The following is a 20,605-nucleotide window of genomic DNA, read 5'->3' on the forward strand; positions in this document are numbered from 1 at the left end:
AGATTTCTCCCAGAGCTAGTTCGGTTTCACGATTTGCGCTGGACAAATTTTGCAAGTCGGCTGACGCCCTCCATGAGGCGAGCCTCATCCGAAACTGCATGACACCAGCGTAGCCACCCATTGCCCTCTGGCCCAAATGCAGATCCCGGCGCCAGGCCAAGTCCGGCCTCAGAAACGAGCCGTTTGGCGGTTTCAACGGAGTCTGACTGTCCCGCAATGCGGAAGAACACATACATAGCTCCGCCAGCTTCCGGGACGTCCACTCCGGGTATATCAAGAAGACCGGATACCAGCCGATTGCGGGTTCGTGCCAGCCGTGCACGAAGGTTTGCAATCTCAGCTTCGCCCTGCTGGAGTGCCACGGTGGCTGCGCGCTGTATCGGTTCAAAAACACAAGAGAAGTTATATTCGATCAACTTCGCCAGATCGTCAGCCATCGTGACAGGAGCCGTTATCCAGCCAGCGCGCCAACCTGTCATAGACCAGGCTTTGGAGAAACTATTGACAGAGATAAGCCGTTCGTCGGCATTCATATGCCGCAGAAAGCTTGGAGCAGAGCGAACCGATGGATCGTAGATCAGGCGCTCATAGACTTCATCGGCAACGACCCAAATCCCAAGCCTTCTGCAATGGGTAGTGATTGCCTCAATTTGCTCATCGGAAATCGTCCATCCTGTTGGATTGTTGGGCGAGTTCACAATCAGCATTTTTGTCTCTGGCGTCAGTGCAGACAACAGACGATCAAGATCAAGCGACCATTTTCCCCCGCTCACATTCAACGAAACGCGTTCGACATGAGCGCCTGAAATGCGCGGAATTTCCGTGATATTAGGCCAAAGTGGCGTGATAGCAACCACCCGATCACCGGGAGAAAGCATCAGTTGCGATACAACTCCAAGGCCTGTAACGCCTGAACCAACCACGCTGATACGATCCGTCTCAATTGTGCGTCCATGAAGGTCGGACATGTATTCGGCAATAGCATTGCGCAAGTAAGGGCGACCGAGATTCTGGGCGTAGAATGTTTCGCCTGCCGAAAGCGACTCTGACGCTGCATCGCGTATGAAAGCAGCCGTCGGCTGGTCTGTCTCGCCGAACCAGAATGGAAGAACATCTTCCCGACCCATGGCACTGTTGGCCACTTCTCTGATTTGTGAGCTGGAAAGAGAGCGGACTGCGCCGCGCGCTTGCGTCGGGAACATTTGTTTCTGCAACATTAGTTGTCCTTTCTTGTATCAGGACAGAAAATACTCAGGCATGGACGATAGAATTCAAAAAGAACCGGGCACGCTCGGTCTGCGGATTATCAAAGAAGGCATCAGGTGCGTTCTGTTCAATGATCTCGCCTTTTTCCATAAAGATGATGCGGTCCGAGATACGGCGCGCAAATGACATTTCATGGGTCACAACCAGCATTGTCACGCCAGTGCGTGCGAGACTCTGGATCACATCCAGCACTTCTCCGACCATCTCGGGGTCCAGTGCCGATGTCGGTTCATCAAACAGCAGCACTTCCGGCTCCATAGCCAATGCGCGTGCGATTGCGACACGCTGCTGTTGTCCACCGGACAACTGATCTGGATACTTATTGACGTGCTCACTCAAACCTACGCGTTGCAGGAGCTGGTGCGCCTTTTCTTCAGCTTCCGCCCAACTGCGACCACGCACCCGAACAGGCGCAATTGCGACATTGCGCAAAGCTGTCATATGCGGAAACAGATTGAACTGCTGAAAGACCATTCCGACTTCGGCGCGAACTTTTACGAGTTCTTTGCCTTCCCGAACCGGAACACCATCAACGATAATCTTGCCGGATGTAAACGTCTCAAGAAGGTTGATGCATCGGATAAGCGTTGATTTGCCGGAACCGGATGAACCGATAATGCCAACAACCTCACCTCGCCGTACAGAGAGGTTAACATTCTTCAATGCATGGAATTTGCCGTAGTATTTTTCCAAAGCGGAGATCTCGATCAGTGTCTCAGAGCTCTGCTTGTTCGGATTTTCGTTACTCATGATGTTCTTCCTCCCGCGCAACCACTATCGACGCTTTTTCTGCCGCTTTTCCAGCATGCTGACGACGCGGACCAGAGGGATCAGCATCAACAGGTAGAGTATGGCAGCGCCAACGAGGGGTGAGGGATTAGCGTAGTAAGCTTGCGCCTGTGTTGCCTGTTTCAGCAAATCAGGCAGCGCCACAACCGAGGCAAGTGCCGTGTCTTTTATCAGGCCAACAGCAACCCCGGTTGCCGGAGGAACAACGAGGCGCATCGCTTGCGGCAGAATGATATCCACCATCAGTCGTGGCCAGGAGAACCCGAGAGCGTGCGCCGCTTCAAACTGCCCGCGAGGAACGGCTTCGATACCGGCTCGGAACGTTTCGGCCATATATGCTGACGCAACCAGTGAAATTGCTGTTGTTGCAGCCCAGAACGCAGATAACCGAAGTCCTACAAAGGGCAGCGCATAATAGACAAGGACCAGCAAAACCAGCAGCGGAATTGCACGGAAAACATCTATGTAAGCGATCGCAAAAATTCTGATGGGTGTCGGTGCATACATCCTGATCAGAACAAGCACGAGCCCGAGAATGACCGAGACAATCAGGCTCGTTATACCCAGCAGTGCTGTCAATCCGAAGCCCTGCAACATCAACGGGGCAGCGTTCTTCAGAACCTCAAAGTTCAGAAACGTTGAGTAAAAATCCATAGGCGGGACCAAACATCCGAATAGTGGAAGACGAATTATCCGTCAGGAAAAGCTGCCGGGAGAATCTCCGGCAGCTTACTGATCAACTGGCGATCATTTGCCGGGGATTGGGCGTACAGCAACGGTGCTGGAATCTTTGGCGGGTGCGCTGCCGAACCATTTTTCATGGATGCGAGCGATTTCGCCGTCTTCTTTGAGCTTACTGATCACAGCATCAAGCTCTGGCAGTAACGGGCTGTCTTTCGCCAGCATAATTGCGAACTGTTCGTTCGTTGGGATCGTGTCAACAATCGCATATTGCGGCTTGTCCTTGATGTAATATGCGTCAATCGGGCAATCGTGGACAAAAGCAGCCACGCGTCCGGTGGCGATATCGAGCATCGGCTCGCTGACGCCATCGTAACGATTGATTTCGGTAATGCCGTATTTGTCTTTGTTTTCTGTCGCCCACATCTCGCCGGTTGTTCCGGTTACAACGGCCAGCACTTTGCCATTCAAGTCTTTCAGGCTTTTCACATCGCCCTTTGAACTCGTTGTGAGGCAGGCGTCCGCATCATAATAAGGCTGCGTGAAAGCAACAGACTCCAGACGCTTATCCGTAATCGTGACCGTGCCAATCGCAATATCGGCACGACCGGATTGTACCGTCGCGAATATGCTGTTGAATGGCATCTGAGTGTAATTGATCTTCTTTCCGGTGCGCTCACCAATGAGGTTCACCAGATCAACCTCGAAACCAACGAGATTGCCGGAGCCATCTTCAAACTCAAATGGCACGTTGGCCGTAACCGAAGCCACGTTCAGGTCGCTCGCATGTGCTGCTCCAGCGAACATCGAGATTACACTGGCGAATAGGACTGCACGCTTAATCATGTTTGGAACCTCCCGTTTCCTAGAACAGTCTTGAGTACTGCTGGCAAACGGTTACACTGGGAAAATTCGCGCTGGTATCACCCCTAGGGGGGACAGAACATCAGCGGGCAGTGAGCATAAATACAATGATGAAAATGCAGCACAGTGGAACGAACAAAACACAAGATTCTGTAGTCGCTGAAATGATCTCAGCGATCGACAATCCTGAATATCCACGCGTCGCGATGAGAGCGCTCAACCGCCTGGTTCAGGCGGATGCAACAGCAATGTACATCTATTCGGGTGATGAGTTAGTCTATATTCTGGACGACGATATCAGTCATCTCGTGGATAGCAGATTTGTCGATAGCTACCGCAAGACAACATATCGTCTCAACCCGTTTTACCAGCATCACCGGATCGGAATCGAGAGCGGTACTTACACGATGGGGCAATTGGCTCGCAGCCAGTCCGTCAGAAAGCCCCTCGCTGAATTTACCGGCATTGAGATAGATGATGCGGAGGAAATCGGGTATCGTACGCATGGCTTCCCCAAACGGTGTTCCGAACTGGCTATTGCTGTAAGACTATCGCCGCTACAAACGGTTCAAATCGCTCTTTACCGCTCCGGCTACAATGCTTTTCAGGCACATGAACTCTCAACGCTTAAAGGGCTCAACCAGACGTTCAGTGCACTTTACAGTCGGTTTTGGCAACACCATCAGCTGGCTCATGTAAGCGACGACAATATACTGCAAAGTGCACTTCACGGCCTGTCACGGGGGGAGCTCTCTAATCGCGAACAGGAAGTTCTCTTACTAGATTTGAATGGCAGCGATGCGCGCCAGATCGCCAACAAGCTCAAAATCTCGGAAGAGACAGTAAAGACCCATCGTAAAAGAGCTTTTATTAAATTGGGCTTGAATACCAAATCTCAGTTATTTCAAACTATTTTGCGCCGAATTATAAATAGGAGAAATGTCGGCTAGATCGGCTTACGGAGTCTATAATCGGGCAATTTTCAGAGCGGACAATAGTCATCTTTTTTGTCCGACCGCTAAACTCTTTGAGCAGTCCACATCTGTTGATCGGCGCGCACGATAGATATGATAAATTCCAGCACGGTTTGTACGCGCAGCGAAATATGACGACGCGACGCGTAGACGATGTTGATTGGCAGCCTCACTGGCGGGAATTCAGGCATGAGATTTATCAATTGACCGTCTGCCAAATCTTGTTGGATTAGAATATGCGACAGGATCGCGAGACCTCCGCCACAAAGAGCTGCCCGGTGCGCGGTGGCAGCGTTGCTGCAGATCAAGCGGGGTGCCAGCGAAACGCTTACTTCTTTTGCGCCATCCTGAAATCTCCAAGCTCTTTGGCCTGCACCACGCCTGTAATAGATACACTCATGCAGTGCAATATCTGCGGGACGCGTGGGCATCACTCGGCCTTGCAGATAGTCAGGTGAAGCCACCAGATAAGCCGTTGTCCACCCGATCCGTCTGGAAATCAGAGCTCCATCTGGGATCTCGCCTATGCGGATTTCAAGATCGATCCCCTCACCGACAAGAACCGATGGTTCATCGCGTGTAAGGAGTTCAACACTTAATCCTGGATGTGCCTTCAAAAGCAGCGGCAGACGTGCACTTACATACAGACCGAGAGGAAACGGCAAACTCAGTCTGACCTTTCCGACGACGGCCTTGCCCTCACTTGTCGCGCTTTCGCCAAGTGCGTCCATAGCTTCGATAACACGCTTCGCCATGGGGATCATCTTCTCGCCTTCAATTGCAAGCGCCAAAGCGCTCGTTGAACGGTGAAACAAGCGGACGCCGTAATGGTCTTCCAGAGCAGAGATTTGCCGCGACACAGCAGGTTGCGACAAACCAAGGTCTAGGGCCGCTGCGGAGAAGGAGCCAGCTTCTGTGACACGCACAAAGCTTCGCAGCGCTGAAACAACATCCATGTCCTTACCCTCCTATAACGTTTGCGCATGAGCATTATGACCGATGCTTAGTCTGGTTTTGATTGCATGTCCAGATATTAAGGATATCTAATATCCATAAGGATAAAAGATATCCTTAATAGAGGAGATATCCATGACACAGCGCCTAAACTACGCGACCCAGTCACCAGATTTTTTTAAGAAACTCTCAGAGCTCAGCATATCGCTGAAAAACAGCGTGATCGAACAATCGATCCGCGATCTCGTTAATATCCGCGCCTCTCAGCTCAACGGTTGCGGCTTTTGCCTGGACATGCATATCAAGGAAACGAAAATCCATGGTGAAAGCGAACTGCGTCTTCATCACATTGCGATCTGGCGTGAATCCAATCTCTTTCATCCACGCGAACGAGCGGCCCTTGCGTGGACGGAGGCGCTTACCGTCATCAGTGACACTGGCATTCCTGACGAACTCTATGAACGTGTGCGCGGTCAGTTGTCCGAAAAAGAACTCTCCGACCTCACGTTTTCCATCATGACCATCAATGCGTGGAATCGCGCCGGCGTCGCCTTCAAGGCGGTTCCCGGTTCTGCCGACAAGCTCTACGGGCTCGAAAAAGCAGGGCTCAGCTAGACTGTCCAGGTTCACGATAGCCTGCCTGCAATCATTGATGGTGCCAGCACGACTGGCGGAGGTAAACCTATGAAAATTGTGATTATCGGAGGGACCGGTCTGATCGGTTCAAAGACCACGGAACGCCTGCGGGCAAAGGGGCATAGTGTGATCGCCGCCTCCCCTAACACGGGCGTCAATACATTGACGGGTGAAGGTCTTGCCGACGTTCTCGTTGGAGCGGACATTGTCCTTGATTTGGCCAACTCTCCTTCATTTGAAGATGAAGCGGTGATGACGTTTTTTGCGACATCGGGTCGTAATCTGCTTGCAGCCGCGAAGGCAGCCGGCGTCAGTCATCATATTGCTCTTTCGGTGGTGGGTACGGATAGATTGCAGGAAAGCGGCTATTTTCGCGCAAAGCTTAAGCAGGAGCAGCTGATAATCGAAGCCGGCATACCCTATACTATCGTCCACTCCACCCAGTTCATGGAATTTTTGGATGGCATTGTTAAGTCCGCGGTGCAGGCTGAACAGGTGCATTTGTCACCTGCTTTCGTGCAGCCAATAGCATCAGACGACGTTGCTGACGCTATGGTCAATATTGCACTGGGGCAACCCGTCAATGGCGTGATCGAAATCGCGGGACCTGAGCGCTTTCGACTCAACGAACTCGTCGCTCGCTATCTCAAAGAGACATCTGATCCGCGAACGGTGATTGCCGATCGCGATGCCAGGTACTTTGGCGCCTATCTCGAGGATGACACTCTCGTTTCGAATGCCCATCCGCAACTCGGCAAAACAGACTTCAACCACTGGCTGGCAAACGTCTCGCGGAACCAACAGCCGTCCCCGAACCCGAAAGGATAATGACTATGATCATGAGAACTCTTGCAGCTATGGCTGTTGCCCTGTTGACAATCAACGCCACAAACGCGCATCACGCGCCAGCTGAGAAGGCTGCAAAGGTTACGCTCGTCTACGAACACGAACTGCCAAACATACCGGGAAAAAGCCTAAAGGGCGTGTTGGTCGAATATGGCCCCGGTGGCTTTTCAGACGCTCATACTCATCCCGATTCAGCCTTCATCTATGCAACCGTTCTCGAGGGCTCGATTGTCAGCCAAGTGAACGATGGTCCAGTGAAAACATATAAAGCTGGCGAAAGCTTTTCAGAATATCCAGGCGACCGGCATGCGGTCAGCAGGAACGGCAGTGATAAGAACGTGGCGAGACTGCTCGCTGTTTTTGTGGTCGACACAGATCAGAAAGAACTGACCTTTCCGCTGGGAAAATAGGCCAGCTTACCGATCATACGCCATGTCTGACATTGACCGGGTTCAAGGAAGATAAACATGTTTGCGACGCCCAACAGCATCAGCTTTCTAATCGTTAATATGCTCGGCGTCGCTGGCATCATCGTCTGGCACCTGCAAGGGGCAAGCCGCCCGACAGCCAGGTTGATTGTTCAGATCGGCTTTTTTTCAGCCATGACCCTGCTTTTCGTGAATGGCGGTGTCTTACCACATCGCCTGGAAACCGGTACTGGGCTGAATAGTGCGGTTATTCTCGACATGTCTGCACGTCTTCTGTGGTGGGTGCATCTTGCCTGGGCGAGCATTGGTTTCGTCCGCCTTTACATTTTTCTCGACCATCGCCCGCAGGAGGCACGACTTATACAGGATCTGATCGTCGCCGGAGTTTATCTTGGCGTTTCGCTTTCGATCGTTGGCTTCGTCTTTCAGGCACCGGTTGGCACATTGGTTGCAACCTCTGGCGTTGTCGCAATCATCATCGGGCTAGCTCTCCAGAATACCCTCGGCGATCTATTCTCGGGAATTGCACTGACACTTGGACGGCCTTTTTCGATCGGTGACTGGATTCAACTAGCTGATGGGACGGAGGGCCACGTGGTAGAAAATAATTGGCGTTCGACCCAAGTGCTAACACCGTTTAACAATCTGGTTGTTCTTCCCAACTCAACCTTGGCCAAACTCGGTTTAATCAATCTCTCCAGACCAGACGAGACCCATCTCATTATTCTACCGATCCGCATTGCATTCCACAGCAGACCAGCCGACGTGGAGACAATCCTGAAAGCCGCGCTCATGCGCTGCCACCGTATCGTCCAGTCGCCAGCGCCGATTGTAGCCTTGAAGGGGATCGATGCGCTTGCCATTGATGTTGAACTTCAGTTTCGAGTGGCAGGTCCGGCTGCGAGAACCCCAGCGCGCAACGAAATTATCGATGTGGTGCACCAGCACTGCACCGCAAATGGATTATCTCTGGCGATGCCCGTCTTGAGCTATGTGCTGCCAGTGGTCAAGCCTCACAAGACACCATCAGTTGCCTAAGATCATCCCGCTCGTTTCATGACCCAATCAAACGTACCTGACCAGATTTCCGGTGTGATCTCGCCTTGCAGAATATTGCCGAGATCCGAAAAAGTTACAGCGCGTAGACATTCCCGCCAACGCTCGTCAGCTTCCCACATGATACGTGCGATCGCACAGGGCCGACTTTCGCAGTATCCTTTGGGACGGCAAGGATTGTTTGCGCGAATATTCTGGCACACGAATGTGCGCCCGTTTCCTTCCACCGCTTCAATAATGTCGAGGAATGTCAGTTCGCTGGCTGGTCTGGCGAGCCGATAGCCGCCTGACGGGCCGAGCGTTGTGTGGACGAGACCGGCCTGCGAGAGCGCCTGCAGCGCCTTTGACAAATATTCCTTGGGAAGCCCGTGGAGCTCAGCAAGTGCCTTGGTCGAAAGATAACGACCTTCGGGCAGGCCCGAGAGTATAGCACAACAGTGGAGAGCCCACTCTACCTGGCTCTTAAGCATCATTCGAGGAGTCCTTCGACAATTAAGGATATGGAATATCCCTATTGTCTAAGATTGTAAAGCCCGAGACTGAAACAACATTCTTTCCGGAAGACACAGGATCGGTAAGCATTTTATCGCAAAGTATCAGCATACGAAATGCGGCCTTATCTCTGGTTGCACTTAAGCTGCGCGTTCTACAAAGACTTTGAATGCTGAACGGTTGCCGTTTGCAATATGGTTTTTTCGGATCATATGCACCTCTTTGAAATCCATCGTCATCCGCTTTCACCTCACTCAATTACATAGGCTGGCGCCGATGTACCCCGGCAGCAGCGAAAATTTGCGACAAAGCCCATCAGCTTGATTGTCTGCACCGCATATTGCACAATTGAAATTGTTGTCGATCTTCACAGTTTTGGTACGACGTGAGGCCGATTGTTCCCTGAGAACTGTAGGTGACCTGCGCTGTTTTTTCAGAAGCACATGTCCAATTCTTGAAGACACGAATAGTAAGAAGGTAGATGACATTATCCGCCTTGGAAAGAAGGCAAGATTAATCTATGTTAATTATTATAACATCCGCCTATAAATCTGGAAGATAAATATAAACCAAAGATAATTTTGTCATCCCACCAACATCTATGATAATATCTTTAAAAGATATTTCATCCTCGTGCACAATACGAATATCCCGGAACGCCATCGAATGCTGGCTTGCGATGGACATTCAGAACTGTGGAGAAGATCTCCGGTGATTGGAGAAACGGAGCCTGCAGTGTCAACCAGGCATGAAATTGTACCGCGCGCTGTGCGAAAATGTCCGACGATGATCATCGTGGCCAAGCACACTCTCGCGCGCACATGCATTGTAAAATTCCTTGAATACGAACTTGCCGGATGGGAGTTTCTTGGTATTGATTCAACGATCGAACTGGTCAAAGCGCGCGGCAGAAACGTGGCTCTCATTATGTTGGATTTAGCTGGGCGGTCAATGGACCACCCTACCCTGCTGGAAGATCTGGTTGCGGTCGAGTGCCACTTTCACGGGGCCGCAGTTGCTCTTTTCTCCAACAGAGATGACATTCTAATTGAATCGCAAGCGATCAAAATGGGGGTGCGAGGCTTCTTTACATCATCCCTTCCGGTAGAGATCGCTCTGGCCGGCATTCGGCTGGTACTCGCGGGAGGCATATTCTGCCCGCATCCGCAGGGTGCTCAGAGCACGATCCAGGCAACGATCTCTGTCAAGGGCAGATCAACTGCAGAATTGGCCGACGATGGAACCGATAATATGAACTACAACTGGCACCAGCCAGCCATTACTGGTTTCACGCCGCGCGAAGCTGACGTTCTGGCCGAGCTGCAGCGCGGTCATTCAAACAAGGTCATTGCTGAGAAGCTCAATCTTTCCGGCAATACCGTGAAGATGCACTTGCAGCATATTATGCGCAAACTGCGTGTTCAGAACAGGACCGAAGTCGTTCTATTACTTGGTGCCAAAGTGACCTCCAATGGGAGCGCTATTCAATAGGCACAGGTCATTCAGTTTTCGCGGAAAGCCCGGTGAAAACTGTCCAGCAATGGCCTGACAGCATAAAGTGCGACGCTGCTTTCACCGGTTTCTATCAGGGCCTGCACCGGCATTCCGGGGATCATTTCCACGTCTCCGGCCTGCATCAGTTCGTCGTCGGTCACGCGGATCGTCGCGGCATAATAGGGCTGGCCTGTCTGTTTATCGATAAGCCGGTCGGCAGACACATATGTCACCTGCCCCTCCAGAAGAGGCACGCGCCGCTGATCATAAGGCAAAAGATGCACCTGAGCGTTCAAGCCGGGGCGCACAAGGTTGATATCTTCAGGCCGCACATGCGCTGACACGATCATGTTGCCATCCTGCGGCACCAGATCCAGCAAAGGCTCGCCTGCCCCGATAACACCGCCCGTCGTGTGAATGCGCAAATCCATGACAATCCCGGTTTCGGGCGCCTTGATATCCGTACGGATCAGCTGATCGTTGATTGCGCGGTACCGCTCGCTTAACAGGAAAAGCTGATTTTCGGTCTCGCGCAGTTCTTTCGCGATCTCGTTTTGGCGGTCACTCTCCAGCTTCACGAGATTGGCCTGCGCTTCATTGATCACCTGATAAGCGCGGGACATCTGAGCTATGGTCTCTCCCAACTGTCCATCAAGATCAGCTTTCTCGCGTGCGAGATTGAGTACACTCGTTTTGCGCTCGAGCCCCTTTTTTACAAGCGGATTTATCATGTCCAGTTGCTGGCGTGTGATCTCAATGCGGGACGTCAGGGCCATTTTTTGCGCTGCCAAACCGGTTATCTCTTCCTTCACCTGCCCCATTTTCTCGTGCGTTATGGCAATTTCAGATCGATAGACGTCGCGACGGGCTTCGAATATTCTTCGTTGTCCGACGACAATGGCGTTAACGGCCGGATTGTGCGGAGCAAGTTGTTCCAACTCCGGCGGAAACAAAAGTTGCATCTCGTTGGCCTGTTCAGCTACCAACCGAGTCTGGCTCGCCTGCGCGTCCCACAGCTGCCCCTGAATACCGACCAGTTCCGTCCTGGGCTTTGTATCGTCCAGCTTGATCAGAATCTGACCGTTGGAAACCAAATCTCCATTGTGGACATAAATCTGTTGAACGATACCGCCTTCCAGATGCTGAATGGTCTTGCGGCTGGATTCCGCTTCGACAATCCCCACAGCGATCGCTGCACTTTTAAGCGGTGCGAAAATTGCCCATATTCCAAAGCCTGCAACGAAGATCAATACGAGCAGGTTTCCTGTCCAGGCTACGCCGCGCAGCCTTGGTCGTGATGTCAGCGGCGTTGGCAGAGTATTTTTCCCAAGCGGCAATAGCGGGAAAGACGGAAGCTTTAGCTGTATTGCTCGCAAATGAGCCAATAGCAGCGAATACTTCAATGCATTTGCTACCTTCACCGGAAATTCAAAAGGGATGAGGGTCATGATGAGACATCCCTTACGGTCCAGTTTTCGCGGGGACGCGAAGGAAAGCATCGAAGATTTTCTCGCTATCTCCAAAAGCGCTCACCATACCGTCGCGCATCACAGCGATTTTGTCGGTCACAGGCAGGATACCCATTCGATGCGTGATGATCACAATTGTAATTTGCCTGCACTTCATACGCTCTATGGCGTCGAACAACAGCCGCTCGCCTTCATAGTCGAGACTGGAATTTGGATCATCAAGGACCACGAGAGGAGGATTGCCATAGGCTGCACGCGCCAGTCCCAATTGCTGGCGTTGCGCCCGCAGAAGCAAGGCGCCACCTTCGCCGATATCGGTTTCGTATCCCTGCGGCAGTCGCATGATCGTCTCATGCAGTCCCACGAGTTTGGCAGCCTCGATAACCTTACGCGGATCCGAACCGTCGAGCCGACCGATGACATCTTTGATCGCGCCGCCGAAAAGTTCGATATCTTGCGGAAGATAGCCAATATGGCGGGCATTGTCGCAATGGCGAAGCAGCGAAATATCGATGCCGCCCAGAAGAGCACATCCGCAGGTGGGCCGTGAAACCCCAGCCAGAATTCGTCCGAGAGTCGATTTGCCCGATCCAGAAGGGCCGATCAAAGCAACACAATCACCCGGAGCGACCTGAAACGACACGCCTCGCAGAATGAACCGATCCGATGAAGGGAACCGATAACCGACATTGTCGAGGACAAGCTGACCTTTGGGCTCCGGTAACAGAATGGTTCTCCTGTTGTCTCCGGGAGCAACCAGAGTGAGCATCTTGTTCAGACGATTGAATGCACCGCGTACGAAGGCCAGTGCCCGCCACGCGCCTATGGCGCCTTCTACGGGTGCAAGTCCACGTCCCAGCAACAGACTGGCGACAAAAATAATACCGGGGTTGCTGTTGTTTTGGAGGACGAGCCATGTCGCGGCACCCATCATCAAAATTTGCGTCAATGCACGCACCGATTTCGAGAATGCCTGAAGCACCTCTGTTCGATGTGCCACACCGTCCTGGGCAGTTCTGACAGCCTCGGCGTCCCGGTAAATGAGGTGAGCTGCGCCATGTTGCATTCCCATCGCGCGGATCACACCAATATATTTGAGAGCCATTGTGAAGCGGGAATAGCTTCGTGCCTGCGCAATATTTGCCTGTTCATTCAATTCGCGTGTCGTGAATTCATTCAACAAGGCCAAAAGCAGCAGGCACAATGCACTGCTCAAACCAATGAATCCGAGGAGCGGATGAACCAGAAAAAGCAACACAAGAAAAACTGGAGCCCAGGGAATATCGAACAACAGCGCACATGATGGAGAATCCAGAAACTGGCGCAAAACCGAAAGGTCACGATAATTTTCAGCGGCCAATCCGGCATCGGTGCGCGCCGCATATTCGAAGGATGCATTCATGACAACAGGACGTAGTTGGCGGTCGAGCCAGCTGCCGATCCGGGAAAGTGCGGCGCGGCGCACGATATCGAGCAAAGACCCGACAACAACGGCTATCGCGATGATGATCGTCAGCATCAACAAAGTATCGACGCTGCGGCTCGACAAAACACGATCGTAAATCTGAAGAAGATAGAGGGAGGGAGCAAGCAGAAAAATATTATAGCCGCAACTATAGGCGAAGACCAAACCGAAGGCACCGGCACAGCGACGCAGGGCAGCGACCAACGGGGTCACTGTATAGCGCGCTTGCGTAAATGCCGCTGTCATCCGTCGTCTCCGTCGATATCTCCAAAGTTAACGTAGGTTCACAATGCCCATTGGCCTGTGAGGCAATGTCAGCGTATCGGCAATTCTGGGTAAAATGGGGAGCAACGATTTCAACCGTCGCTCCCAAGTCGGATTTCTCGACTACCCAGCAAAAGCCAACTGCCGATCAGAATGGCAGATGGCTCAGATCGATATCGTGAAAATTGTCGTTAAAGCTGTCGACAAAGTTCGCAATATCATTGGTTGTCATTGTGGTTGTTGTGGTCGTCGTTTCTGGATTTGAGTGCACGAGCGCAGAGGAAATATCACCGCCGCGAGCCATGTTCCCATCGCCGCCATTGCCACCGACCCCTGCAAGGATCGTTGCGTGCTGGTCGGCCAGAAGTTCGGTATATTGAACGGCACTGGTGTCCGCTTGACCGGCTGCTACATTGCCACCGCTCGAAGAACCCAGACTGCCGTTGGAATTCGCGTCGCCGCCAGCTCCGCCATCACCATTGTTGGTGATGTTGGCGAGAAAGCCGTTCGCTGCATCAGCTCCACCACCATGTCCGGCATGGCCTGCGTCCCAGCTGGCGTTTAACCACGGGGAATCGCCACTATGCACATCAACGGCTGCGCCTGTTACGTTTTGCGTATTGGCCACGACTGCACTTGGATTGTAATTGATATTCCCAAAATTATAGCCATCAGCCCCGTTACCGGCATGAGCGTCGCCTGCATAAACGTCACTGAGATGGATTGTGTCGGAAACTCTCGGAATAGGCATTTTTTAATTCCTCCCTGTTGAGCCCCTGCCCTGTTTCGGATTGAACATCAGTCATCGAATATCAGTCTAGGCAGCCCGCATTCCCGGATGAGAGATTGGTAAAATCGCGCTACCGACCGCGTTCCAAAGAGTGCGCGTGTTGATGTTGCGGGACTAGCTAGAAATTCGGGTACCTACTTTAGGGTGGGGACTGACCGGAACCTATCAAGCATGAAGAAGGCCAAGAATATCGCTTGCAAGAAGCGCATCATGGCTTGTGTCGGTCATATTGTCGAAGCCGCCAGAACCACCGATACCGGCAATCTGTAGAGCATGCTGATCGACAAGCAATTGGTCTATCTGCTGGGCGTCGGCCACTCCACCAGCTGGAACCGCAATGTTGATCGGGTGGAAATACCCGATATTCACGTCCACCAGACTGCCCAAGGAAACACCGTCGCCACCGCTTCCAGCACCTGTGCTGCCGGTGAAAATTGTGTCTGAAGCCATGTTGAAGCCGCCGCCATTACCGCCGATCCCGGCAATCTGCGTGCCACCCTGATCGAAAATCACGTTGTTTGTCTGGTGCGCCTCTGCATTGCCGCCAGCGGCAGCAACAGCGATATTGATTGGGGAGAAGATCGCCACGTTCACATCGATCATGGTGCCAGCAAAAATACCCGCTCCGCCATGCCCCGCATAGTTGTCACCGGTGAAAGAATAGGAATTTCCCGTGTCTGTATGTATCGGAGAGGCCGAAACAGACCCGGCGGCGTTATGGGATCCACCCGAGCCTCCAATGCCCGCCATCTGGTCCGCGCCTTGCAGGAAGGCAGCGTTGTTGGTCTGGTTGGCAGATGCCACGGAATCGGATCCTCCTGCAACCGCAGCATTGACGGGAGCAAAAACCGCAACGTCGGAGCTAACAAGTCCACCGAAGAAAACCCCGTCGCCACCGCTTCCTGCATGATTGGAGGTCGCCCCTTCGGTTCCGCCGATCACGACATTGCCGTTTCCTCCGTCTCCTCCCATTCCAGCCATTTCAACGACATGCTGATTGATCAGTGCATTGTTGAACTGGTCCGCGTTCGACCCGGCTCCCGGACCGGCAATTGCAGTGTTGGACGGAACGAATACGGCGGATGCGTCGCTGCTGATCACACCGACGCTCAGTCCCATTCCACCGCTTCCAGCGGAATTAGCCGTTGTGCCTGAAGCGACACCGAAAGGGAGCCATGTCGGCACGAGCGCCAGATGTCCAGCCGCAGTGGTTAAAGACGTACCTTGGACGCCGCCTACAGTGAGGGTCTCGTTGGATATGGGACGCAGTTCATTCATCGCCATTTCTCCTTGCAAACGTCCGACCCCTGATGGTTTGAGGACTTTCAACTTCATGGCTATTGTGCCGTTAATTGATGCAAAAGAAGAGCCGGTAATTTGGTTACATCTGTTCGGGTGTATTCGCCAACGGTACAGCCGCAAATTTTGCCGGGCACATTTATGCTGCAAGTTGCAGGGAAACTTCGAATGGCGAGACATTGCCGTTTGCGAATTGGTTCTCACGGATCATATAAACCGCTTCAACACCAGAAGTTGTGGCGACAGCGGAATGGAGCATTTTGACGCCCATCGAGTTCAATAAACATCTCAATTAGTGTGGTGGATTTGAAGTTCCTATCATTTGTGTTGCATCCACGTTGAGGAACTTCAAATCAGAAAACACCAATAGATTCAATATTATACTAGTGCATTACCTGCGATAGGAACTCACGCAAACGCGGTGTAGATGGAGCATCGAAGAAGAGGTTCGGGGCATTATCTTCGACGATCCTGCCCTGATCCATAAAAATGACCCGATCAGCCACAGAACGCGCAAATCCCATCTCGTGCGTTACACAAATCATGGTCATGCCATCGGCGGCAAGTTCTTCCATCACATCCAGAACTTCTTTCACCATTTCTGGATCAAAGGCTGATGTCGGCTCATCAAATAACATGATACGAGGACGCATTGCCAGACTGCGTGCAATGCTATCCGAGCTTTCTGCGATGCTCAATGCATAGCCGTACGGATGTGACGAACTAACAGCCCGCCACCGATGTCTTTGAATTCGTAGTTCAGTCTCTTATCTTCGTAGTTCGTCTACCATCGCGTTGATCCAGTTTGCTATAGACATCTGTCAATTGGGAAACGGGTACGGAGCACTTCTTCGTCCTTGCTATATCTTCAAGAACCCTGTTGCGGTTCCGTAAGGCATCGATTTCAACTTTTTCAGGCGATTTCGGATCCATGAAAAAGAGCGCCGGAAAGAATAGAATAGCTCCCGTAGCCCCCAGAATGATATTTTTGCCCTGAGCCTGTGAACGCTCTTTCAAAGTCGCCACTATCTGGCGTTCGTTAGCAGCAAACTCACGCGAAATTCCCACGCAGTCAAATGCGCTGTCGGCTGGATGCGTTGCTGCGATCGGTTTTGCTTCTCGTCCACCACAGCCTGAGAGGATCAAAGATACACTAAGGATCGAAAAGACTGTGACAAAGTTTAATTTTTTGGGAGCAAAATTAAAGTACATTTATAATTCTCATTATTGATAAAACAAGCATATTGAAATATGAATTTATTCAAATTAATAACTGTTTGAGTTAATTTACATTAAATGTCAATTGTTTTTAATATTAGTTTTTACATGCAGTAACTATATATATTAAAAACATGCAGATACACCCAATTAATAGCAGGCATTTATAGATATTCATTATATCATTGGCGATAAATATGGACAGCATTCTATAATAGAAAACCAAATTGATAAGTACAAAACTAACAATTCGTCATATGTGATTGAATCAGCATGAAGGGTGTTCTGGATATAAAGCGTATGAGCAGTGTTAAATCTTCTCGCCGGGCAAGCCGCAGGCTTGCTTTATCCAGTCCGCGAACAGCGCTTCGTCAAAGTCTCCAGGTTCAAAAATATGAAAATACCGCACGTTGGCTTGCTTTGACGGTTCGGGTGGCATTGGTGTCAGGTCTGTCCCTTTGAAAAAGGTTATTTTGATATATTTCGTCATGCAGTGGAACGCAGTGAAGGATGTGCCGTCCCCTACTCCATAAAATGGAGTGTTCCAGCGAACCTTTTTTGAAACATTTGGCACCAGATTCTCAATAATGGCGTCCAGCTTTTGCCCCACATCTCGTTTCCAACCGGGCATGGCAGCGATGTAAGCCCGAACAGGTTCATTGCCGTCTGCCTTTGGAATTTGCGGATTCCCGCCGCTGAGAAGAACCGGCTTATCAGAAGCTGTTTCTTGGGGGCTGGCTTTTTGCGCCAATGATTTGGTCCCTCTCTTATAATTTTGTTTGATTGTACCGTCTCGTGCACAATGCACAACCCGTCTTTCCCAAGAAGGAAGCGGTTGCGCCTGAGTTTGAAAATTATAAAGTGAGATTAGAGCGATGAACCAATTTGCAAGACTGTGAAATCGCGCTGCAGATAGCGGTTCATCACATCTGACAAGATTGGGTTTGCAGCGGTCTCTGCTTTCGGCGCAACAATGCTAACCACGCCTGCACAAAGTTTGCCTGCCTGAACGGCATGCCCGGAAATATCGCCTTCTACCGTTCCAGCTACCGTTTCTTTCCAGGAGGCAACGACGCCGTTGACTGCCTGCTCGGCCGTTGAACAGTCGAGATAGGAAAGTGAAATGACGACAGCGGGTGCATTATCGATTTGGGCATCGGCGATAAATCCCGCAAAATAGGGAGGAATCCCCCGGCTATTCTCTGCCACACTGTCTTTGAAAGACTGCTTTGCGGCTTCTATATCACCTGGCGAAGAGGGCAATATTTTTGCGGGATCAACACCGTCCAGACCAAAAATGGGAGATATAATCGCGGCCTGCACAATCTGACCGTTCTCTGACGGAATTGCACTCTTCAGCCCGTTAACAGCTGTAGCAATGATTTCGCTATCAGCCACCGAGGGCGTGGGTTGAGCCAATATCTTCATGTCACTTGCGGATGAGGCTTGAACCACGGCAGCATCAAGAGGCAAAACGAAGCTCGTTGCGCCGGTTGCTCCGCGCCAGGGATTTCCAGCATTCGCTTTCGTAAAATCAAGCTTGTTGGCTTCGCCATTTGCAATGAGACCTGAAACGTCACTGTCTACATCAGAAAAATCAGTGTCTTTAAGCGCCTTGACCAAAGATTGACTGGCTTGTTCATTCTGTAGACCCCAATAGGTAACGTTACCCGGGGCCTGACCAAAAGCGGCAAAATAGGTGAGATCGTCGAAAGAGATCTTTGCGTTTTTCGACCAGGCATCCAGTCCATATCCGATCGATTCAAGCGACCGGATTGGTTGTGATAGAACAAGCCTTCGCATTCCGTTAGCTGACGGCCCTGCTTTTTCCAAACCCCGCCACGCTTGCGTGTCCAGGAAAAATATCTGCATCGCTTCGGGTTTTGTAAGTGTCTTTTGCGGTATTTGTTTTAAGGCCTGCTCCAAAACATGTGTGCTGTCCTGTGCGAATGCCGAAGTACAAAATCCTGCCATAAGGCACAGCGCAATAGCCTTCAAACGCATCAACTTTCTCCCGTTCTCAGTTTCTCTGGCGACATCAGAGCCACACAAGTTTGGTTTGACCATTCGCTATGGCTTGCTGTCAACCTTCAAGGGCAGACCATCATTGGCAGTTCTCGGAGAGAACCTATCGTGGCGGCTGGAGAAGTGATAACGAATGTATGTTCTCGTACCCCCTATTTTTGATGAGTTTAACACCAGGATTCACGCGGCCAATTTCAGTTTATGTGCGGGTGTAATGCCACCAACTCCCATACTGGGGAAATGCAGTCTTTATAATGCGGTCCGCCGTGTAGCCCACCAGCATAGCAAAGACCCAGCCGTGATCATTGACACACCGAAGAAAAATTCGATGCCCGGTCGAATTCCAAGCCACAAGCACGTGAGAACTGCTGCAAGTACTGGCGTGAAATAGGATGCGGTTGCGAGAAGTGAGATATTCCCATGACATACACCCCGGTTCCAACACGCATAAGCAACAGCAGACATCGCAGCAAAAAACTAGGATTTGCCCCAGACCATTCCAATGAAGGACCAGTGCAGGCCCATCACTGATCGTATACTTGGTCCACAGTACAGCTGCGGTCAGCAGAAAATAAAGTGGAACCGCGCTTTTTCCATTATCAAAATGGCGCGTAACAACGGAGTACAGCCCCCATAGCAATGCGGCCGAGAATGCATAAATATAAGCTAACGGGTTGTCCTGAATATTATGAAAAATAAGATCCAGAGATAACTCATTGTCACCTTTCATAACCCAACCGATACCCATTAAGCAAAAGCCCAATGCAACAGCAAGGAGCCATGAGCCGCGCTGTTGTCCCGTCAGAACAGCAAACAGGATTGTAACGCTGGGCCATAGATAATTTATCATGCCCAGTTCCAATGCCTGATCGCGGTTGTGCGCAAGTCCTATCGCCAGCGCCAGCGAAATCTCATAAGCAACGAACAGAAGGCCGCTATACCAGATTCCTGGGTTTTTCAGATCGCGCAGCTTTGGAAGACCGAGAACGAGGGCACCAAGTATGCCACTTGTCGTATAGATCAGGGCAGCACCTGCGATAGGTCCAAAAATTTCCGACACACTGCGAATGAACCCAATCGATACACTCCAGAGCGGAATGGCAATCATGCCAACCAGTGTCGAAAGTTGAGTCTCATTTGATACATTGTCGAGTGTGGTAAGATTTGTCATTTCATGTAATCGCATGTGGCTGCATATCTCCACCCGCTTTGAGGTAAGGGCTAGATCTGCAGAACTCTCTGAATTCAGTTTTCGTATTGTGGAATCGTCAGGATCAAGACGTGGCACTTTTCAAGTGAACCGGGTCGTGGAATAGCTGTTGCTTTATGTGCGGCCTGAAGGGCACTCCAAAGAATTGATTGCGAGCCGCTATACCGCTTTAATCAAACAAAGTGTTGTTTATTTTTGTCTCTGAACGTTTCTTTTCCATGCTTCACAGCTTTGTGAAAAGCAGGCTCCACAACAATAAACCTAAGCTTCTATTTCGATCCGATTATTGCACTCATTGTAATATAATCGCAATATTTGCATCAATTGTCATCAACAATCGATCCCATTAGATTGGCTTCAACAAGATTATGGAGCGGTCATGCCG

General features: G+C 51.1%; 20 protein-coding genes and 1 pseudogene. 6 read left to right on the forward strand and 15 right to left on the reverse strand.

Annotated elements, in window-relative coordinates; genetic code table 11:
- Window positions 1–26: 26 nt before the first annotated feature.
- The 4 genes from C9380_RS23065 to C9380_RS23080 all read right to left on the reverse strand — a co-directional run bounded on the left by C9380_RS23065 (window position 27) and on the right by C9380_RS23080 (window position 3,582).
- The gene (locus C9380_RS23065; RefSeq protein WP_128094806.1) at window positions 27–1,217 is read right to left on the reverse strand and encodes a pyridoxal phosphate-dependent aminotransferase; all 1,191 of its coding nucleotides are present in this window, start codon (window positions 1,215–1,217) and stop codon (window positions 27–29) included.
- A gap of 34 nt (window positions 1,218–1,251) precedes the next feature.
- Entirely contained in the window at window positions 1,252–2,016 is a 765-nt protein-coding gene (locus C9380_RS23070; protein ID WP_100557839.1) for an amino acid ABC transporter ATP-binding protein, read from the reverse strand.
- 24 nt (window positions 2,017–2,040) lie between these two features.
- On the reverse strand, window positions 2,041–2,709 hold the full coding sequence (locus C9380_RS23075; RefSeq protein WP_100557838.1) for an amino acid ABC transporter permease: 669 nt from the start codon (window positions 2,707–2,709) through the stop codon (window positions 2,041–2,043).
- Window positions 2,710–2,802: 93 nt separating this feature from the next.
- Entirely contained in the window at window positions 2,803–3,582 is a 780-nt protein-coding gene (locus C9380_RS23080) for an ABC transporter substrate-binding protein (RefSeq protein ID WP_128094807.1), read from the reverse strand.
- A gap of 125 nt (window positions 3,583–3,707) precedes the next feature.
- Here C9380_RS23080 and C9380_RS23085 point away from each other — a divergent pair, with 125 nt between their 5' ends.
- Window positions 3,708–4,550, forward strand: coding sequence for a helix-turn-helix transcriptional regulator (locus tag C9380_RS23085; protein WP_111785974.1), 843 nt, complete (start codon window positions 3,708–3,710; stop codon window positions 4,548–4,550).
- A 68-nt stretch (window positions 4,551–4,618) separates the two neighbouring features.
- On the opposite strand, the gene C9380_RS23090 is transcribed toward C9380_RS23085, so the two are convergent.
- Window positions 4,619–5,530, reverse strand: a complete 912-nt coding sequence (locus C9380_RS23090) for a LysR family transcriptional regulator (RefSeq protein WP_128094808.1) — start codon at window positions 5,528–5,530, stop codon at window positions 4,619–4,621.
- A 133-nt stretch (window positions 5,531–5,663) separates the two neighbouring features.
- Between C9380_RS23090 and C9380_RS23095 the strand changes: the two genes are divergently transcribed.
- From C9380_RS23095 to C9380_RS23110, 4 genes are all read left to right on the forward strand, one after another.
- A complete protein-coding gene (locus C9380_RS23095) occupies window positions 5,664–6,143 on the forward strand; it encodes a carboxymuconolactone decarboxylase family protein (RefSeq protein WP_105535120.1) in 480 nt (159 codons plus the stop codon).
- Between the two features lie 69 nt (window positions 6,144–6,212).
- Window positions 6,213–6,992 carry an SDR family oxidoreductase gene (locus C9380_RS23100; protein ID WP_128094809.1) on the forward strand — a complete coding sequence of 260 codons (780 nt, stop codon included), beginning with the start codon at window positions 6,213–6,215 and terminating at the stop codon, window positions 6,990–6,992.
- A gap of 5 nt (window positions 6,993–6,997) precedes the next feature.
- Entirely contained in the window at window positions 6,998–7,420 is a 423-nt protein-coding gene (locus C9380_RS23105; RefSeq protein ID WP_128094810.1) for a cupin domain-containing protein, read from the forward strand.
- 57 nt (window positions 7,421–7,477) lie between these two features.
- On the forward strand, window positions 7,478–8,476 hold the full coding sequence (locus C9380_RS23110; RefSeq protein WP_128094811.1) for a mechanosensitive ion channel family protein: 999 nt from the start codon (window positions 7,478–7,480) through the stop codon (window positions 8,474–8,476).
- Between the two features lie 2 nt (window positions 8,477–8,478).
- Here C9380_RS23110 and C9380_RS23115 read toward each other — a convergent pair whose 3' ends face one another.
- Complete coding sequence (locus C9380_RS23115; protein WP_100557831.1) at window positions 8,479–8,967, reverse strand: RrF2 family transcriptional regulator; 489 nt, start codon at window positions 8,965–8,967, stop codon at window positions 8,479–8,481.
- Window positions 8,968–9,772: 805 nt separating this feature from the next.
- On the opposite strand from C9380_RS23115, the gene C9380_RS23120 reads away from it, so the two are divergent.
- Entirely contained in the window at window positions 9,773–10,477 is a 705-nt protein-coding gene (locus C9380_RS23120; protein ID WP_128094859.1) for a helix-turn-helix transcriptional regulator, read from the forward strand.
- 11 nt (window positions 10,478–10,488) lie between these two features.
- Here the strand turns inward: C9380_RS23120 and C9380_RS23125 are convergent, their stop codons facing one another.
- The 9 genes and pseudogenes from C9380_RS23125 to yddG all read right to left on the reverse strand — a co-directional run bounded on the left by C9380_RS23125 (window position 10,489) and on the right by yddG (window position 20,196).
- Window positions 10,489–11,928, reverse strand: coding sequence for an HlyD family type I secretion periplasmic adaptor subunit (locus C9380_RS23125; RefSeq protein ID WP_128094812.1), 1,440 nt, complete (start codon window positions 11,926–11,928; stop codon window positions 10,489–10,491).
- 13 nt (window positions 11,929–11,941) lie between these two features.
- Window positions 11,942–13,660: a type I secretion system permease/ATPase gene (locus C9380_RS23130; protein ID WP_105535126.1), complete on the reverse strand. Its 1,719-nt coding sequence runs from the start codon at window positions 13,658–13,660 to the stop codon at window positions 11,942–11,944.
- A gap of 166 nt (window positions 13,661–13,826) precedes the next feature.
- On the reverse strand, window positions 13,827–14,429 hold the full coding sequence (locus tag C9380_RS23135; RefSeq protein WP_100557827.1) for a PE-PGRS family protein: 603 nt from the start codon (window positions 14,427–14,429) through the stop codon (window positions 13,827–13,829).
- Between the two features lie 204 nt (window positions 14,430–14,633).
- Window positions 14,634–15,746 carry a hypothetical protein gene (locus C9380_RS23140; protein ID WP_128094813.1) on the reverse strand — a complete coding sequence of 371 codons (1,113 nt, stop codon included), beginning with the start codon at window positions 15,744–15,746 and terminating at the stop codon, window positions 14,634–14,636.
- 404 nt (window positions 15,747–16,150) lie between these two features.
- Window positions 16,151–16,441 (reverse strand): annotated as a pseudogene (locus C9380_RS23145) (ATP-binding cassette domain-containing protein); the annotation flags it as partial.
- 85 nt (window positions 16,442–16,526) lie between these two features.
- Complete coding sequence (locus C9380_RS23150; protein WP_105535128.1) at window positions 16,527–16,979, reverse strand: hypothetical protein; 453 nt, start codon at window positions 16,977–16,979, stop codon at window positions 16,527–16,529.
- 316 nt (window positions 16,980–17,295) lie between these two features.
- On the reverse strand, window positions 17,296–17,736 hold the full coding sequence (locus C9380_RS23155; protein ID WP_247877631.1) for a DUF1801 domain-containing protein: 441 nt from the start codon (window positions 17,734–17,736) through the stop codon (window positions 17,296–17,298).
- 116 nt (window positions 17,737–17,852) lie between these two features.
- Window positions 17,853–18,989 (reverse strand): hypothetical protein, encoded by a 1,137-nt coding sequence (locus C9380_RS23160; RefSeq protein ID WP_128094814.1) that lies wholly within the window; start codon window positions 18,987–18,989, stop codon window positions 17,853–17,855.
- A 220-nt stretch (window positions 18,990–19,209) separates the two neighbouring features.
- Complete coding sequence (gene yddG, locus C9380_RS23165; RefSeq protein ID WP_217284104.1) at window positions 19,210–20,196, reverse strand: aromatic amino acid DMT transporter YddG; 987 nt, start codon at window positions 20,194–20,196, stop codon at window positions 19,210–19,212.
- Window positions 20,197–20,605 lie beyond the last annotated feature (409 nt).

The sequence above is a fragment of the Brucella pituitosa genome, assembly GCF_003049685.1.
In the GTDB taxonomy this organism is placed as follows: Bacteria; Pseudomonadota; Alphaproteobacteria; order Rhizobiales; family Rhizobiaceae; genus Brucella; species Brucella pituitosa.

What these genes read in the sequence shown, in the direction of transcription:
- C9380_RS23065 (WP_128094806.1), bottom strand. Translation starts at nt 1,217, where the DNA reads ATGTTGCAGAAACAAATGTTCCCGACGCAAGCGCGCGGCGCAGTCCGC.
- C9380_RS23070 (WP_100557839.1), bottom strand. Translation starts at nt 2,016, where the DNA reads ATGAGTAACGAAAATCCGAACAAGCAGAGCTCTGAGACACTGATCGAG.
- C9380_RS23075 (WP_100557838.1), bottom strand. Translation starts at nt 2,709, where the DNA reads ATGGATTTTTACTCAACGTTTCTGAACTTTGAGGTTCTGAAGAACGCT.
- C9380_RS23080 (WP_128094807.1), bottom strand. Translation starts at nt 3,582, where the DNA reads ATGATTAAGCGTGCAGTCCTATTCGCCAGTGTAATCTCGATGTTCGCT.
- C9380_RS23085 (WP_111785974.1), top strand. Translation starts at nt 3,708, where the DNA reads ATGATGAAAATGCAGCACAGTGGAACGAACAAAACACAAGATTCTGTA.
- C9380_RS23090 (WP_128094808.1), bottom strand. Translation starts at nt 5,530, where the DNA reads ATGGATGTTGTTTCAGCGCTGCGAAGCTTTGTGCGTGTCACAGAAGCT.
- C9380_RS23095 (WP_105535120.1), top strand. Translation starts at nt 5,664, where the DNA reads ATGACACAGCGCCTAAACTACGCGACCCAGTCACCAGATTTTTTTAAG.
- C9380_RS23100 (WP_128094809.1), top strand. Translation starts at nt 6,213, where the DNA reads ATGAAAATTGTGATTATCGGAGGGACCGGTCTGATCGGTTCAAAGACC.
- C9380_RS23105 (WP_128094810.1), top strand. Translation starts at nt 6,998, where the DNA reads ATGATCATGAGAACTCTTGCAGCTATGGCTGTTGCCCTGTTGACAATC.
- C9380_RS23110 (WP_128094811.1), top strand. Translation starts at nt 7,478, where the DNA reads ATGTTTGCGACGCCCAACAGCATCAGCTTTCTAATCGTTAATATGCTC.
- C9380_RS23115 (WP_100557831.1), bottom strand. Translation starts at nt 8,967, where the DNA reads ATGATGCTTAAGAGCCAGGTAGAGTGGGCTCTCCACTGTTGTGCTATA.
- C9380_RS23120 (WP_128094859.1), top strand. Translation starts at nt 9,773, where the DNA reads ATGATCATCGTGGCCAAGCACACTCTCGCGCGCACATGCATTGTAAAA.
- C9380_RS23125 (WP_128094812.1), bottom strand. Translation starts at nt 11,928, where the DNA reads ATGACCCTCATCCCTTTTGAATTTCCGGTGAAGGTAGCAAATGCATTG.
- C9380_RS23130 (WP_105535126.1), bottom strand. Translation starts at nt 13,660, where the DNA reads ATGACAGCGGCATTTACGCAAGCGCGCTATACAGTGACCCCGTTGGTC.
- C9380_RS23135 (WP_100557827.1), bottom strand. Translation starts at nt 14,429, where the DNA reads ATGCCTATTCCGAGAGTTTCCGACACAATCCATCTCAGTGACGTTTAT.
- C9380_RS23140 (WP_128094813.1), bottom strand. Translation starts at nt 15,746, where the DNA reads ATGAATGAACTGCGTCCCATATCCAACGAGACCCTCACTGTAGGCGGC.
- C9380_RS23150 (WP_105535128.1), bottom strand. Translation starts at nt 16,979, where the DNA reads ATGTACTTTAATTTTGCTCCCAAAAAATTAAACTTTGTCACAGTCTTT.
- C9380_RS23160 (WP_128094814.1), bottom strand. Translation starts at nt 18,989, where the DNA reads ATGCGTTTGAAGGCTATTGCGCTGTGCCTTATGGCAGGATTTTGTACT.
- yddG (WP_217284104.1), bottom strand. Translation starts at nt 20,196, where the DNA reads ATGCGATTACATGAAATGACAAATCTTACCACACTCGACAATGTATCA.